This is a genomic window from Rhodovastum atsumiense (assembly GCF_937425535.1).
GTDB lineage: Bacteria > Pseudomonadota > Alphaproteobacteria > Acetobacterales > Acetobacteraceae > Rhodovastum > Rhodovastum atsumiense.
Genome location: NZ_OW485601.1, coordinates 1,536,159 through 1,551,329, shown reverse-complemented (window position 1 = coordinate 1,551,329; position 15,171 = coordinate 1,536,159). Strand labels below are relative to the sequence as shown.

Genomic DNA, 15,171 nt, shown 5'->3' with positions numbered 1-15,171 from the left:
GTCCTAAGGGTGCGCGCCATGACCGACACAAACCCCACCCAGATCTCCACCGCCGCCCCCGACACCGCCCCAGGCGCCGAGGTTCTCCTGCGTGCGCTCAAGGATCAGGGTGTAGAGGTCGTATTCGGTTACCCCGGCGGATCGGTCCTGCCGATCTACGATGCGCTGTTCCAGCAGAACGCCATCCGCCACATCCTGGTGCGCCATGAACAGGCGGCCGTGCACGCCGCCGAGGGCTATGCCCGCTCCACCGGCAAGGTGGGCGTGGTGCTGGTGACCAGCGGCCCGGGCGCCACCAATGCGGTGACCGGACTGGTGGATGCGCTGCTGGACAGCGTTCCCATCGTCTGCCTCACCGGCCAGGTGCCGACGCACCTGATCGGCAACGACGCCTTCCAGGAAGCCGACACCACCGGCATCACCCGCCCCGCCACCAAGCACAATTATCTGGTCAAGCGTCCGGGCGACCTCGCCCGCACCGTCCACGAGGCGTTCTACGTCGCCCGCAGCGGCCGGCCCGGCCCGGTGGTGATCGACCTGCCGAAGGACATCCTGATCGGCAAGGCCCCGTACCAGGGCCCGCCCGAGACGCCGCACCGCTCCTACCGGCCGCAGACCGAGCCGGACCAGGCCCAGATCGCCCGCGCCGTGGCGATGCTGAAGGCAGCCAAGCGGCCGGTGATCTACACCGGCGGCGGCGTGATCAATGCCGGCCCGGGCGCCGCCGAGGCGCTGGCGCAGTTCGTGCGCAAGACCGGCTTCCCCTGCACCAGCACGCTGATGGGACTCGGCGCCTTCCCGGCCTCCGATCCGCAGTTCCTGGGCATGCTGGGCATGCACGGCACCTATGAAGCCAACCTCACCATGCATGGCTGCGATGTCATGCTGGCGATCGGCGCGCGCTTCGACGACCGGGTGACCGGGCGGCTGAACGCCTTCAGCCCGCATTCGAAGAAGATCCACATCGACATCGACCCGTCCTCGATCAACAAGAACGTTCCCGTCGAGGTCTCCATCGTTGCCGACGCCGGCCGCGCTTTGGCCGCGTTGCTTGCGGCCTGGGACGCCGACACGACGGAGTCCGACCGCGCCGCGATCACCGGCTGGTGGCGGCAGATCGATGCGTGGCGGGGCCTCGATTGCCTGCGCTTCAACCAGTCCAACGAGCGCGGCGCCATCATCAAGCCGCAATACGCGGTGCAGCGCCTGTATGAACTGACCCGCGAAGCCTCGATGCGGTCCGGGCGCGAGACCTACATCACCACCGAGGTCGGCCAGCACCAGATGTGGGCCGCCCAGTTCTTCAAGTTCGACCGGCCGAACCGCTGGATGACCAGCGGCGGCCTGGGCACCATGGGCTACGGCCTGCCCGCCGCCATGGGCGTGCAGATCGCCCATCCCCAGGACCTGGTGATCGATATCGCCGGCGAGGCCAGCATCCTGATGAACATCCAGGAGCTCGGCACGCTGGCGCAGTACCGGCTGCCGGTGAAGCTGTTCATCCTGAACAACGAGTACATGGGCATGGTGCGGCAGTGGCAGGAACTGCTGCACGGCAGCCGCTACTCGGAGAGCTACTCGGCCGCGCTGCCCGATTTCGTGAAGCTCGCCGAGGCCTACGGCATGGTCGGGCTGCGCGCCCGGTCGGCCGACGAACTGGACGACGTGATCCGCACCATGATCGCCTCGGACCGGCCGGTGATCGCCGATATCGCCGTCGACCAGAAGGAAAACTGCTACCCGATGATCCCCTCGGGCGCGGCCCATAACGAAATGATCCTGGGCAGCGAGCACGCGGGCAGCGTCGCGGGCGTGACCGACGAGGGCAAGGTCCTCGTCTGATCGATCCCGGCCGGACCGCCTTCCTGCCCCGCGCATCCCGCATCGTCGCGCCGCCCCGGGTTTCCCCCGGGGCGCCGGCGGGCACAGCAACGAGACCACCATGCCTCAGGACAACACGAATTCGTTCCGGTCAGCGACCATTTCCGTGCTCGTGGACAACGAGCCGGGCATCCTGGCCCGCGTGGTCGGCCTGTTCTCGGGCCGCGGCTACAACATCGACAGCCTGACCGTGGCGCCGGTCGAGGCCGACGGCAACCGCAGCCGCATCAACATCGTCACCTCCGGCACCGAGATGGTGATCGAGCAGATCAAGGCGCAGCTCGACCGCCTGGTGCCGGTGCACCGGGTGGCGGATCTGTCCCAGGACGGTCCGCATCTCGCCCGCGAGATGATGATGATCAAGGTGATCTGCCCCCATAAGGAAAACGGCGGCTACGAGCGCGCCGAGGCGCTGCGGCTGGCCGACGCCTTCCGCGCCCGGGTGGTGGATGCCTCCACCGAAAGCTTCGTCTTCGAGATGACCGGTGATACCGCGAAGCTGGATGCCTTCATCGAGCTGATGCGCCCGCTGGGGCTTGCCGAGATCTCCCGAACCGGCGTAGCCGCCATCGCACGCGGCACGCGGGTGATCTGAACCCGCCTCCGCCCGGCCGCATCGACTTCCCAACTGAAGGAACGAGCCCCATGCGCGTCTATTACGACCGCGACGCCGACGTGAACCTGATCAAGGCCAAGAAGGTCGCGATCATCGGCTACGGCAGCCAGGGCCATGCCCATGCCAACAACCTCAAGGACTCCGGCGTCGCCGAGGTGGTCGTGGGCCTGCGCGCGGGGTCCTCGGGCGTGGCCAAGGCCGAGGCCGCCGGCCTGAAGGTCATGGACCCGGCCGAGGCCGCCAAGTGGGCCGACGTGGTCATGGTGCTGACCCCCGATGAAGGGCAGGGCGACCTCTATCGCGACAAGCTGGCCCCGAACCTGCGCCAGGGCGCGGCGCTGGCCTTCGCCCACGGGTTGAACATCCACTTCAACCTGATCGAGGCGCGGCCTGACCTCGACGTGTTCATGATCGCGCCGAAGGGCCCTGGCCACACCGTGCGCAGCGAATACCAGCGCGGCGGCGGCGTGCCCTGCCTGGTGGCGGTGGCGCAGAACCCCTCGGGCAACGCGCTGGAGATCGCCCTCTCCTACGCCTCGGCGATCGGCGGCGGCCGCGCCGGCATCATCGAGACCACCTTCAAGGAAGAATGCGAAACCGACCTGTTCGGCGAGCAGGCAGTGCTCTGCGGCGGCCTGGTCGAACTGATCCGCGCCGGCTTCGAGACCCTGGTCGAAGCAGGCTACGCGCCGGAAATGGCGTATTTCGAGTGCCTGCACGAAGTGAAGCTGATCGTCGACCTCATCTACGAGGGCGGCATCGCCAACATGAACTACTCGGTGTCCAACACCGCCGAATACGGTGAATACGTCACCGGGCCGCGCATCATCACCGCCGAGACCAAGGCCGAGATGAAGCGCGTGCTGACCGATATCCAGACCGGCCGCTTCACCCGCGACTGGATGCTGGAGAACAAGGTGAACCAGGCCAACTTCAAGGCCATGCGCCGCCGCAACGCCGAACACCCGATCGAGCAGGTCGGCGAGAAGCTGCGCGGGATGATGCCCTGGATCGCCAAGAACAAGCTGGTGGACAAGAGCCGGAACTAAAAAGAAGAAAAAAGAAAGGTCCAGGGCTCTGCCCTGGACCCGGCGTCGTGCGCAGGCACGCATTCGCGTGACGGCCACAAGGCCCCTGCACCCCAGTCTCGCTGCGCGGCGGGGGGGTTAGCCTACGCCTTCGGGGTGGCCCAGGACTTCGGGGTTCACCGTGTAGCCTGGGTCGAGGCGGCCATCGATGAAATCGAGCAGGTTCATCACCGCCCGGTGCGACATCTTGGCATAGCACTCGAGCGGGGCGGCGGCGTTGTGCGGGCTCAGCACCACGTTCGGCAGCTTCAGCAACGGATTGTCGGCCATCGGCGGCTCGCGCACCAGCACGTCGATGCCGGCGGCTTCGATGATGCCGCCCGCGAGCGCCCCGGCCAGCGCCGCTTCGTCCACCAGCCCGCCGCGCGCGGTGTTGATCAGCCAGGCGGTGGCCTTCATGCGCTCGAGGAAATCGGCGTTGACCATGCCCCGCGTGGTGCAGTCCAGCGGCGCGTGCAGGGTGACGATGTCGGCCTCCGGCAGCGCCGCCCACAGATCCGGGGCGGGGATGTAGCCGTCGGCGGCGATCCGGGGGGTGGGGAAGGCGGGGTCGGTGACCATCACCTGCATGCCGAAGGCGGCACAGAGCCGGGCCACCCGGGTGCCGATCCGGCCATAGCCCACCACCAGCACCCGCTTGCCCGCCAGTTCGTGCATCCGCCGCCCGGTCTGGATCATCCAGGTCCCGGCTCGCACGGAATTGTCGTACTCGACGGCCCGGCGGGCGAGCATCAGCATCAGCATCAGCGTGTGCTCGGCCACCGAAAGGTCATTGGCGCCGTTGGCGACGCTGACCAGCACGCCGCGCTTGCTGCAGGCCGGGATGTCGATGGCGTCGAAGCCGACCCCGAAGCGGCTGATCACCCGCAGCCGCTGGGCGGTGGCCAGCAGGTCCTCGTGGACCCGTTCCAGCCCCACCATGATGCCGAAGGCGTCGCGGATATGCGCGGCCAGTTCCTTCTGCAGGGGAGGGCCGCGGAATTCATGGGTCAGGACGGTCACCGAGACGTCCTCGCGCGCCTCCAGCAGGGCCATCGCCTCGGGATGCAAGGCGCGGCAAAACACCAGCTTGTGCATGGACGAAGATCCCCTCACGTCATCGGCGGATGCTTGCATCATCCGGGCGCCGCCGCTACGGTGATCCCATGTTTCACCCCGCAGGCATCGTTGGCCGTTCCGCTCGCGCATCCGCGCGCGGCCTGCTGCGTCTGCCGCTCGGCCTGCTCCTCCTTCGACTTAGCCGCCCCTGGGCGTGACGTCCGGCCGCGTGCCGGTCACAGCTCAGGGGAACCCCTGAGGCTAGGTTCGATCATTCTCGAGGAGCACCGACATGTCCTTTACCCATCCCAATTTCGGCACGCTGGACGACAGCCGGATCATCATCTTCGACACCACGCTGCGTGACGGCGAGCAGTCGCCGGGCTTCTCCATGAACCTGCAGGAGAAGCTGCGCATGGCCGAGGCGCTGGCCGAACTGGGCGTGGACGTGATCGAGGCCGGCTTCCCGATCGCCTCCCCCGGTGACTTCGAAAGCGTCCAGTCGATCGCCAAGGCCATCAAGGGGCCGGTGATCTGCGGCCTGGCCCGCTCGGGCCGCGCCGACATCACCCGGGCCGGCGAGGCGATAGCGCCGGCCGAGCGCAAGCGCATCCACACCTTCATCAGCACCAGCCCGCTGCACATGAAGTACAAGCTGCGGATGGAGCCGGAGGCGGTGCTGCAGGCGATCCACGACAGCGTCACCCTGGCCCGGCAGTACACCGACGATGTGGAGTGGTCGGCCGAGGACGGCAGCCGCACCGAGCCGGATTTCCTGTGCCGCGCCACCGAGACCGCCATCCGGGCCGGGGCCACCACCATCAACATCCCGGACACGGTCGGCTACGCCCTGCCCGAGGACATGGCGCGCATCTTCAGCATGCTGCGCGAGCGCGTGCCCGGCGCCGACCGGGTGATCTTCTCCGCCCACAACCACAATGACCTGGGGCTGGCGGTCGCCAACACGGTGGCCTCGATCCGTGCCGGGGCGCGGCAGGTCGAGTGCACCATCAACGGCATCGGCGAGCGGGCCGGCAATGCGGCGCTGGAAGAGATCGTGATGGCGCTGCGCACCCGCCATGACGCGGTGCTGGCCCGGCCGCAGGTGGCGAGCGAGAAGATCCTGAAGACCTCGCGCCTGCTGTCGGCCATCACCGGCTTCGACGTCCAGCCCAACAAGGCGATCGTCGGTCGCAATGCGTTCGCCCACGAAAGCGGCATCCACCAGGATGGCATGCTGAAGAACGCCGCCACCTACGAGATCATGACCCCGGAGAGTGTCGGCTGGACCAAGTCCAACCTGGTCATGGGCAAGCATTCCGGCCGTGCCGCCTTCCGCGACAAGCTGCGGTCCCTGGGCTATGGCGAGATCGGCGACAACCAGTTGAACGACGCTTTCCGCCGGTTCAAGGAGCTGGCCGACCGCAAGAAGGTGGTCTACGACGACGACATTGCCGCCCTGGTCGAGGACGAGGTGATGCGCGAGCACGACCGCATCCGCTTCGTTTCGCTGGATGTGCGCACCGGCAGCAAGGCCAAGCCCAGCGCCGAGCTGGAGCTGGAAATCGACGGTGTGGTGCACAGTGGCAAGGAGACCGGCGACGGACCGGTGGACGCCACCTTCAACGCGATTCGTTCCTTGTTCGCGCATGATGCCACGCTGCGCCTGTTCTCGGTCGGTGCCATCACCGAGGGCACTGACGCGCAGGCGCGGGTCACGGTGCGTCTGGAGGAAGAAGGCAAGATGGTGGACGGCCAGGGTGCCGACACCGACACCATCGTCGCCGCCGCCCGGGCCTATGTGCATGCGCTCAACAAGCTGCTGGTCAAGCGCACGCGGACTGAGCCCGAAGCCCTGAGCGCCTGAGTTTTGGGGTCCAGGGGCCTGATGGCCCCTGGTGGAGGTCCAGGAGGCGAAGCCTCCTGGCGAGGGCGGGGCAGCGCCCCGCGCTTACGGTGCCGTCAGCGCCCCGCCCAGTGCTCCGACCCCGCCGCCGATCAATGCCCCGGTCCCGGCATTGTGTCCTGTTAGCGCCGCCGCCCCGGCCCCCGCGCCCGCGCCGAGTGCCCCGCCGGTAACGCCCCGCGTCAGTGGGCTGCTGCCGCAGCCGGCGAGTGCGAGCCCGAACCCTGCCAGCAGGGTGGCCGTGAGGAATGCTTTCGTCATGGCTGCCTTTCCTTCAGCGGTGTCGTCATTTTCCCCGAAACGCACGGAAACGGGCAAAGTCGTGTCATGGCCACGGCCAGGGCATGGCGGTTTGCTCGCAAACGCGCGAGCATGACCCTTGCCCCCGAGGGATTGCGCCGCTAAGCCCTTCGCCTTCCACGCCCCCTGAGAAGGTTCTTCCCGAGATGTTCTCCCGGTTGCTCGGCTTCATGTCAGCCGACATGGCCATCGACCTCGGCACCGCGAACACGCTGGTGTACGTCAAGGGGCGCGGCATTGTGCTGAACGAGCCCAGCGTGGTGGCGATCGCCGATGTCCGCGGCAAGAAGCAGGTGCTCGCGGTCGGCGAGGAGGCCAAGCAGATGCTCGGCCGCACCCCCGGCAACATCCAGGCCATCCGGCCGCTGCGGGACGGCGTCATCGCCGATTTCGAGGTGGCCGAGGAGATGATCAAGCACTTCATCAACAAGGTGCATAATCGTCGCGGCTTCGCGTCCCCGCTGATCATCGTCTGCGTCCCCTCCGGGTCCACTGCGGTGGAACGCCGCGCCATCCAGGAAAGTGCGGAGAGCGCCGGCGCGCGCCGGGTGTTCCTGATCGAGGAGCCGATGGCGGCGGCGATCGGGGCCGGGCTGCCGGTCACCGAGCCCTCGGGCAGCATGATCGTGGACATCGGCGGCGGCACCACGGAAGTGGCGGTGATCTCGCTTGGCGGCATCGTCTATTCCCGCAGCGTGCGGGTCGGTGGCGACAAGATGGACGAGGCGATCATCAACTACATCCGCCGCAACCATAACCTGCTGATCGGCGAGAGCACCGCCGAGCGGATCAAGATCGACATCGGCGCCGCCTCCCTGCCGTACGAGGACGAGGAAGGCCCGTACCGCGAGGTGCGCGGCCGCGACCTGATGAACGGCGTGCCGCGCGAGGTGGTGGTCAGCCAGCATGCGATCGCCGAGAGCATGGCCGAGCCGGTCAACCAGATCGTCGAGGCGGTGAAGGTGGCGCTGGAGAACACCCCGCCCGAGCTGGCCGCCGACATCGTCGACAAGGGCATCGTGCTGACCGGTGGCGGCGCCCTGCTCAACCGGCTGGACCAGGTGCTGCGCGACTCTACCGGCCTGCCGGTGATGGTGGCCGAGAACCCGCTGCAATGCGTCGCCCTCGGCACCGGCCGCGCGCTCGAGGAAACCAAGCGCCTGCGCAACGTCCTGACGTCGATGTACTGATCGCACCGCCCGTCGCACGCATCCGGGCGGCGATGCCGCTCTCTCCGGGGAGAGGCCGGCCGCCGGTGGTGCCTGCACGGGAATGGTTGACAGTCTCCACTGGTCCTTCATGCATGGGTGGCATCCGGTGTGGCTCCTGCCCTAGTTTGGGGCCGGTCACCGTGGAAGCTGGCAGGATGCAGCCTTGATCCGGCTCTCGATCCCCGTGCGGCAGGCGCTTTCGAAGCTGACCCTGCCGGTGCTGATCGCGGCGGCGTTCGGCCTGATGCTGCTGGGCAAAGCGGATACCGTGATGGCCGAGCGCCTGCGCACGATGCTGGCCGACGCGCTGGTGCCGATCTGGGGCGTGCTGGCCGAGCCGGTCAGCCGCGTGCGTGACGCCGCCGAGGACGCACGGCACCTGCTGACCCTGGTGCGCGATAACGCCCGGTTGCGCGAGGAAAACGAACAACTGCGCAAATGGCAGGCGATCGCGCTGGCCCTGGACGCCGAGAACGCGACGCTGAAGGCCAACCTGCACTGGATCCCCGATCCCGCGCCCAGTTTCGTCACCGCGCGCGTGGTGGCCGATGCTGGGGGGGTCTATGCCCGTGCGGTGCTGCTCTCGACCGGGCCGAAACATGGCATCACCAAGGGGCAAATCGCCCTGGATGACCGCGGCCTGGTCGGACGCGTCACCGAGGCCGGCACCCGCAGCGTCCGCGTACTGCTGATCACCGACATGAACAGCCGCGTCCCCGTGACCCTGGAAAGCAGCCGCAGCCGCGCCATGCTGGCCGGCACCAACGGCCCACGGCCCCGCCTGATGTACTGGCCCGAGAACACCCCCCCGGTGGAGGGCGAGCGCGTGGTCACCAGCGCCGAGGCCGGCGCCTTCCCCGCCGGCCTGCCGGTGGGCATCGTCCGCCTCAGCGCCCAGGGCGTGCCCGAAGTCGAGCCCGCGGCCCGGCTCGAGCGGCTGGAGATCGTGCGCCTGTTCGACTACGATCTGCATGGGGTACTGCCGCCCGAAGTGGTCGCCCCCCGCGCGGCCGAGCGAAAGCGCTGAAGCGATGGACCGCGAGCCTGGCATCCGCCCGCGCCAGAGTCTCGGCCGACGGCTCGACGTGGTGGCCCGCCGCAGCTTCCCGGTGGCGACAACCGCACTGCTGCTGCTGCTGACCGCAGGGCCACTCGAATTGCCCGCCCAGGCCCAGTTGCAATGCGCCATGGTGCTCGGCTGCGTGTTCTTCTGGTCGCTGTTCCGCCCCGCCTCGATGCCCCCTGCTTCGGTGTTCGCACTGGGATTGCTTGCCGACCTGCTTGGCTTCGCGCCGGTCGGTGTTTCCGTGCTGACCTTGCTGATCACCCATGGCATCGCCTTCCATTCCCGCCGGGTGCTGGCACGTCAGGGATTCCTGCTGGTGTGGATGGCCTTCCTGGGCATCGCCGCCGGTGCGGCTGCCTTGCAATGGGGACTTATCTCGCTGCTGACCTTCCGCCTGCTGCCGGTGGGGCCGGCCATCTTCCAGGCCATCCTGTCGGCCGGGCTGTACCCGCCCCTGGCGGTGCTGCTGACCCGGTCCCACGTTACCCTTGCGGAACCGGCGCGAGCGTGAACGTTTCCTTCCAAGGAAGGAAGGCCAGGGCGCTGCCCTGGACCTGCCAAGGGCCACAAGGCCCTTGGATCCCATTCTCGCTGCGCGGCACAACGAGGCGATCATGAGGCGCGAGGCACAGCGGACGGGAGTGTTTACCCGACGGGCCCTGCTGGTGGCGACGGGGCAGGTGGGGGTGCTGGGGCTGCTGGGGGCCAAGCTGTACCAGGTCCAGGTCGTCGAGGGCGCCCGCTACGCCACGCTCGCCGAAAGCAACCGGATCAGCGCACGCCTGGTGGCGGCCCCACGGGGACGGGTGCTGGACCGTTTCGGCGTCGTTGCGGCTGGCAACGAGCTGAACTGGCGGGCCTTGCTGGTGGCGGAGCAGACCGAGGACGTCTCCGCCACGCTCGACAATTTCTCCCGCATCGTGCCGCTGGCCGATCACGAACGGGCCCGCATCGAACGCGAGATGCGCCGGCACCGCCGCTTCGTGCCGATCTCGGTGCGCGAGTTCCTCTCCTGGGAAGAAATGGCGCGCATCGAGGTGAATGCGCCCGACCTGCCCGGCATCCTGGTCGATGTCGGCACCACGCGGATGTATCCGTTCGGCCCGACGCTTGCGCATGTCATCGGCTATGTCGCCCCGCCCAACGAGAACGATGTCGCCGATGATCCGATGCTGTCGCTGCCGGGCCTGCGCATCGGCCGCGCCGGCATCGAGAAATGGCACGACAAGCCCCTGCGCGGGCGGGCCGGGGCGGTGCAGCTCGAGGTCAACGCAGTCGGCCGGGTGATCCGCGAACTCGACCGGCAGGAAGGCGTGAAGGGCCAGGATATCGGCCTGAGCATCGATACCGAACTGCAGAAGGCGGTGCTGGAACGGCTCGGCGACGAGAGCGCCAGCGCCGTGGTGATGGATTGCCGCACCGGCGAGGTGCTGGCGATGGCGACCAATCCCTCGTTCGATCCGACCCTGTTCAATTCGGGCGTGTCGCAGGCGCAATGGGCGGAATGGACGCGCAATCGCCGGGCGCCGCTGATCAACAAGGCGGTCGCCGGCCTCTATGCGCCGGGCTCCACCTTCAAGATGGTGGTGGCGCTGGCGGGGCTGGAAGCGAAGGTGATCTCCCCCACCGACCGCATCAATTGCCCCGGGCACCTGGATCTCGGCGACACCCGCTTCCACTGCTGGCGCAAGGGCGGCCATGGGCTGCTCGACGTGCGCAGCGCGATCAAGCATTCCTGCGACGTCTTCTTCTACGAAGTGGCGCGGCGCGTCGGCATCGACCGCATCGCCGCGATGGCGAATCGTTTCGGCCTGGGCGTGAAGCTGCCGATCGAACTGCCGGGCGCGCGCCAGGGCCTGGTGCCGACCCGCGCCTGGCGCATCGGCCAGGGCCATCCGTGGAATCTCGGCGACACCATCGTGCATGGCATCGGCCAGGGGTTCCTGCAGCTGACGCCGCTGTCGCTCGCGGTGATGACCTCGCGCATCGCCACCGGCCGGGCGGTGCAGCCGCACCTGACCCGCAGCATCGGCGGCGTGCTGCAGGCCGGCGCGCGGCCCGAGGACTGGCCGCTGCTCGGCATCGCCGACCGTGACCTTGGGATCGTGCGCGACGGCATGTGGCAGGTGGTCAATGACGGCGGTGGCACCGCGACGGTGGCGCGGCTCGCGATCCCGGGCGTGCAGCTCGCCGGCAAGACCGGCTCGACGCAGGTGCGCCGGGTCTCACGCGAACAGCGCGAGAAGGGCTTCAAGTCGGAGACGCTCGCCTGGGAATTCCGGCCGCATGCGCTGTTCGTGGCCTATGCCCCGTATGACGCGCCGCGCTACGCGATGGCGATCGTGGTCGAGCACGGCAATGCCGGGGCCGCGGCGGCGGCGCCGGTGGCGCGCGACATCATGACCGTGGCGCTGACGCGCGACCCGCTGGGACGGCGCGATCCGTCGCAGCGCATGGCCGACATGCCCCCGAAGGAGCCGGGGCGGTGAGCGTGTTCGAGCGGCGGCTGATCCGCGAGACCTCGTTCGGACTGACCGGCAAGCTGTGGCGCATTCCCTGGCTCTATGTGCTGCTGCTCTGCACGCTCGCCGGGGTCGGCTATGTCGCGCTCTATTCGGCCGCGGGCGGATCGTCCGAGCCCTATGCCGCGAAGCACATCCTGCGCTTCGCCTTCGGGCTGGGGCTGATGCTGTCGATCGCGCTGGTGGATATCCGCTTCATCGCCCGGCTGTCCTGGCTCGCCTATGCCGGCGGCGTCCTGCTGCTGGTGCTGGTGCTGCACATGGGCCATGTCGGCAAGGGGGCGCAGCGCTGGATCGAGATCGGCGGGATGCAGTGGCAGCCCTCGGAACTGATGAAGATCGCGCTGGTGATGGCGCTGGCTTCCTGGTTCCACAAGGCATCCTGGGAACGGATGGGCAATCCGCTGTTCCTGATCCCGCCGGCGATCGCGCTGGCGGTGCCGGTGGTGCTGATCCTCAAGGAACCGAATCTCGGCACCGCGGTGATCACCGCCGTGGTCGGAGGGACGGTGTTCCTGGGGGCGGGGCTGCGCTGGTGGAAAGTGGGGCTGGGCGTGGCCGGCGTCGCGGCGGCCGCGCCGATCGCCTACAACCACCTGCACGACTACCAGCGCGCCCGCATCACCACCTTCCTCAATCCCGAGAACGATCCGCTCGGCGCCGGCTACAACATCATCCAGAGCAAGATCGCGCTCGGCTCGGGGGGGATGTGGGGAAAGGGCTACCTGCAGGGCACGCAGGGCCACCTGAACTTCCTGCCGGAGAAGCAGACCGACTTCATCTTCACCATGATCGCCGAGGAATTCGGGCTGGTGGGCGGGGTCGCGGTGCTGGTGCTGCTCGGGCTGATCATCCTGGGCGGGATGGCGATGGCGCTGCGTTGCCGCCACCAGTACGGGCGATTGGTGGCACTTGGCATCAGCATGAATTTCTTCATGTACGTGTTCGTGAACATCGCCATGGTGATGGGCGCGATCCCGGTGGGCGGGGTGCCGCTGCCGCTGGTCTCGCATGGCGGTTCGGCAATGATCACGGTGATGGCGGGATTCGGGCTGCTGCTGTCGGTGCACGTGCACCGCGACGTCGAATTCGGCGAGGGGCGGGACGAGGTGTAGCGTGCTGCCCGTCCCTCGCCATCCGCCTTATTGCGCTTTTGCCCAGGCGTCGTAGCGGGCGCGCGTCTCCGCATTCGGCGGATAGAGCCCCGGCAGCGGGACACCTTTTTCGACCTCGGACATGATCCAGCCTTCCAGCCGTTCCTGCTCGACCGCGGCCGCCACCACCTGATCGAGCAGCGCCTGCGGGATCACCACCGCGCCGTCCTGGTCCACTACCACCACGTCGTCGGGAAACACGGCGACCCCGCCACAGCCGATCGGTTGCTGCCAGTCGACGAAGGTCAGGCCGGCGACGGAAGGCGGGGCGGCGGCGCCGCGGCACCAGACCGGCAACCCTGTCCCGAGCACGCCCGCGACGTCGCGCACCACGCCGTCGGTGACCAGTGCTGCGATGCCGCGCTTGGCCATGCGCGCGCACAGGATGTCGCCGAAGATGCCGGCATCGGTGATGCCCATGGCATCCACCACGGCGATGCAGCCTGGCGGCATGGCCTCGATCGCGCCGCGGGTGGATTTCGGCGAGGACCATGATTCCGGCGTGGCCAGGTCTTCCCGCGCCGGGACGAAGCGCAGCGTGAAGGCGCGCCCGACCAGCCGGGGCTGGCCGGGCCGCAGCGGAGCCGGGCCGCGCATCCACACGTTGCGCAGCCCCTTCTTCAGCAGCACGGTGGTGAGGGTGGCGGTGGAGACACCGGCGAGCGCCGCTTCGGTCCTGGCATCCAGCGTCATGGCGGTTTCCTTCTGGGGCGAGTCACGTCAGCTTCGCCCAACCGACCGGAGCTGTCGAATGCGCATGGCGATGGGCACCCTGTCTGCGACGATGCCGGACTGGTCGCCTCGTTGCTTTCGCCCGATGCCGCGATTGCGCTACATCGCGCCGGCGGTCAGCGGAAACGGCGCGAAGGAGGAATGATGGACTCGACGGAATTGGCGAAGGACGGCATCGAGCATGCCCATGGCGGCGGGCATGCCCATGGCGACAGCGGCGCCCGCCGCGTGGCCGTGCTGATCGCGGTGCTCGCGGCCATGCTGGCGATCGCCGAGATGGGCGAGAAGGGCTCGCAGAATGCCTATCTGACGCATCACATCCAGGCCGCCGACAACTGGGCGTTCTTCCAGGCCAAGAACATCCGCGCCACGGTCCAGCGCGCGGCCGCCGAGGTCATGGACAGCCTGCCCAATGCCGATGACACCGTGCACAAGCGGGCCGAGGCGGCGCGCACGGAGGCGGCGCGGCTGCGGGATGATCCGGTGGCCGGTGACGGCAGCAAGCAGATCGCCGAGAAGGCAAAGGCCGAGGAGCATCAGCGCGAGGTTGCCTTCCACCGCTACCATCTGTTCGAGCTGGTGGTCGGGGCGCTGCAGATCGCGATCGTGCTGGCCTCGGTCTCGGTGGTCACGCGGGTGATGCCGCTGGCCTGGAGCGCCGGCGCCATCGGCGGCGTGGCCGGGCTGTTCGGCCTCGCGGTCGCCGCCGGGCTGGTTTAGCGGACCCGTCCTGTCCGTGGCTGCGGCGGAACGGCCCGCCGCAGCCACGGCATCAGGATTCGCATTCGGCGATGTCGGCGAGGCGCTCGCGGTCGAGCAGCTTCACCACGTTCGCCCCGGCCAGCTCGATCAGGTCCTCGCGCCGGAACATGCTGAAGGTGCGGCTGGTGGTCTCGATGGTCATGCCGAGATAGTCGGCGATGTCGAGGCGGCTCATCGGCAGGCGGATCATGTCGTCCTTGCCGGCCCGCCAGATCAGGAAGGTCGCCAGCCGCTCGCGTGAGGTCTTGCGGCCGAGCAGCAGGATATGCTGCTGCGCCGCGAGCAGTTCCGAGGACATGCATTCCAGCAGGGCCGGTTCCAGATCCGGGCAGCGGGCGAGGATGTCGCCGGAGGATGCCAGGCGAAACTGCTGCACCAGGACATCGTCCACGGCCTCGGCATCGGTGGCGTAGGAAGTGCCGGCGGAAAAGCCGATATAGGCGCCCGGATCGGCGAAGCCGGTGATCTGGCGCCGCCCGTCCGGCAGCAGCTTGAACAGCCGCACCATCCCGGACAGCAGGCGGAAGCCCAGCCTTGCCGGGGCGCCGTCATGGAACACGCATTCGCCGGCGGTGAAGCGCCGCTCGCAGCAGGTGTTTCCGGGGCGCGCCGCGGCGGGTGATGGTCCTGACAGGCCGGGATCCAGGAAGTCCAGCAATCCCGTCAGGGCCGTCGATTCCCTGGGACGAAGACCGTCAGCCTGGATCGCAGCAACGCCGTGCATGTCGGTGTTCCTTGCGGGCCTCCCCGCGCTTTGCGCTCCCTTAGCCGGAAGCGGGATCGTTGTGCCAGGAAAAATTCACGAATACGTGACAGTAAGGTCCGTTTCGGGTTTCGCGAGCATTGGATGCGGGATATTTAAACATTTGGATACATTGTCATGCCGAAAGGCATG

The 15,171-nt window shown here is 68.3% G+C and carries 14 protein-coding genes; 10 read left to right on the top strand and 4 right to left on the bottom strand.

Annotated elements, in window-relative coordinates; translation table 11 throughout:
* Positions 1-18: 18 nt before the first annotated feature.
* The 3 genes from NBY65_RS06910 (at position 19) to ilvC (ending at position 3,546) form a co-directional block, all read left to right on the top strand.
* Positions 19-1,842 (top strand): acetolactate synthase 3 large subunit, encoded by a 1,824-nt coding sequence (locus NBY65_RS06910; RefSeq protein WP_150039967.1) that lies wholly within the window; start codon positions 19-21, stop codon positions 1,840-1,842.
* Positions 1,843-1,942: 100 nt separating this feature from the next.
* Positions 1,943-2,476, top strand: coding sequence for an acetolactate synthase small subunit (ilvN, locus tag NBY65_RS06905; RefSeq protein ID WP_150039968.1), 534 nt, complete (start codon positions 1,943-1,945; stop codon positions 2,474-2,476).
* 50 nt (positions 2,477-2,526) lie between these two features.
* Positions 2,527-3,546, top strand: coding sequence for a ketol-acid reductoisomerase (gene ilvC, locus NBY65_RS06900; RefSeq protein WP_150039969.1), 1,020 nt, complete (start codon positions 2,527-2,529; stop codon positions 3,544-3,546).
* Between the two features lie 117 nt (positions 3,547-3,663).
* On the opposite strand, the gene NBY65_RS06895 is transcribed toward ilvC, so the two are convergent.
* On the bottom strand, positions 3,664-4,662 hold the full coding sequence (locus NBY65_RS06895) for an NAD(P)-dependent oxidoreductase (protein WP_162530469.1): 999 nt from the start codon (positions 4,660-4,662) through the stop codon (positions 3,664-3,666).
* 253 nt (positions 4,663-4,915) lie between these two features.
* Between NBY65_RS06895 and NBY65_RS06890 the strand changes: the two genes are divergently transcribed.
* Entirely contained in the window at positions 4,916-6,490 is a 1,575-nt protein-coding gene (locus NBY65_RS06890; protein ID WP_150039971.1) for a 2-isopropylmalate synthase, read from the top strand.
* Positions 6,491-6,574: 84 nt separating this feature from the next.
* On the opposite strand, the gene NBY65_RS06885 is transcribed toward NBY65_RS06890, so the two are convergent.
* Positions 6,575-6,790, bottom strand: coding sequence for a hypothetical protein (locus tag NBY65_RS06885; RefSeq protein ID WP_150039972.1), 216 nt, complete (start codon positions 6,788-6,790; stop codon positions 6,575-6,577).
* 185 nt (positions 6,791-6,975) lie between these two features.
* Here NBY65_RS06885 and NBY65_RS06880 point away from each other — a divergent pair, with 185 nt between their 5' ends.
* From NBY65_RS06880 to rodA, 5 genes are all read left to right on the top strand, one after another.
* Positions 6,976-8,019 (top strand): rod shape-determining protein, encoded by a 1,044-nt coding sequence (locus NBY65_RS06880; protein WP_150039973.1) that lies wholly within the window; start codon positions 6,976-6,978, stop codon positions 8,017-8,019.
* 184 nt (positions 8,020-8,203) lie between these two features.
* On the top strand, positions 8,204-9,067 hold the full coding sequence (gene mreC / locus NBY65_RS06875) for a rod shape-determining protein MreC (protein WP_150039974.1): 864 nt from the start codon (positions 8,204-8,206) through the stop codon (positions 9,065-9,067).
* A gap of 4 nt (positions 9,068-9,071) precedes the next feature.
* A complete protein-coding gene (locus tag NBY65_RS06870; protein ID WP_150039975.1) occupies positions 9,072-9,617 on the top strand; it encodes a rod shape-determining protein MreD in 546 nt (181 codons plus the stop codon).
* 103 nt (positions 9,618-9,720) lie between these two features.
* The gene (gene mrdA, locus NBY65_RS06865; protein WP_150039976.1) at positions 9,721-11,595 is read left to right on the top strand and encodes a penicillin-binding protein 2; all 1,875 of its coding nucleotides are present in this window, start codon (positions 9,721-9,723) and stop codon (positions 11,593-11,595) included.
* Complete coding sequence (gene rodA / locus NBY65_RS06860; RefSeq protein WP_150039977.1) at positions 11,592-12,743, top strand: rod shape-determining protein RodA; 1,152 nt, start codon at positions 11,592-11,594, stop codon at positions 12,741-12,743. The genes mrdA and rodA overlap by 4 nt, the downstream gene beginning before the upstream one ends.
* 27 nt (positions 12,744-12,770) lie before the next feature.
* Here the strand turns inward: rodA and NBY65_RS06855 are convergent, their stop codons facing one another.
* The gene (locus NBY65_RS06855) at positions 12,771-13,475 is read right to left on the bottom strand and encodes a ribonuclease activity regulator RraA (protein ID WP_150039978.1); all 705 of its coding nucleotides are present in this window, start codon (positions 13,473-13,475) and stop codon (positions 12,771-12,773) included.
* A gap of 183 nt (positions 13,476-13,658) precedes the next feature.
* On the opposite strand from NBY65_RS06855, the gene NBY65_RS06850 reads away from it, so the two are divergent.
* Positions 13,659-14,234: a DUF4337 domain-containing protein gene (locus NBY65_RS06850; protein ID WP_162530470.1), complete on the top strand. Its 576-nt coding sequence runs from the start codon at positions 13,659-13,661 to the stop codon at positions 14,232-14,234.
* Between the two features lie 52 nt (positions 14,235-14,286).
* Here NBY65_RS06850 and NBY65_RS06845 read toward each other — a convergent pair whose 3' ends face one another.
* Positions 14,287-15,000 carry a helix-turn-helix domain-containing protein gene (locus tag NBY65_RS06845; protein ID WP_150039980.1) on the bottom strand — a complete coding sequence of 238 codons (714 nt, stop codon included), beginning with the start codon at positions 14,998-15,000 and terminating at the stop codon, positions 14,287-14,289.
* Positions 15,001-15,171 lie beyond the last annotated feature (171 nt).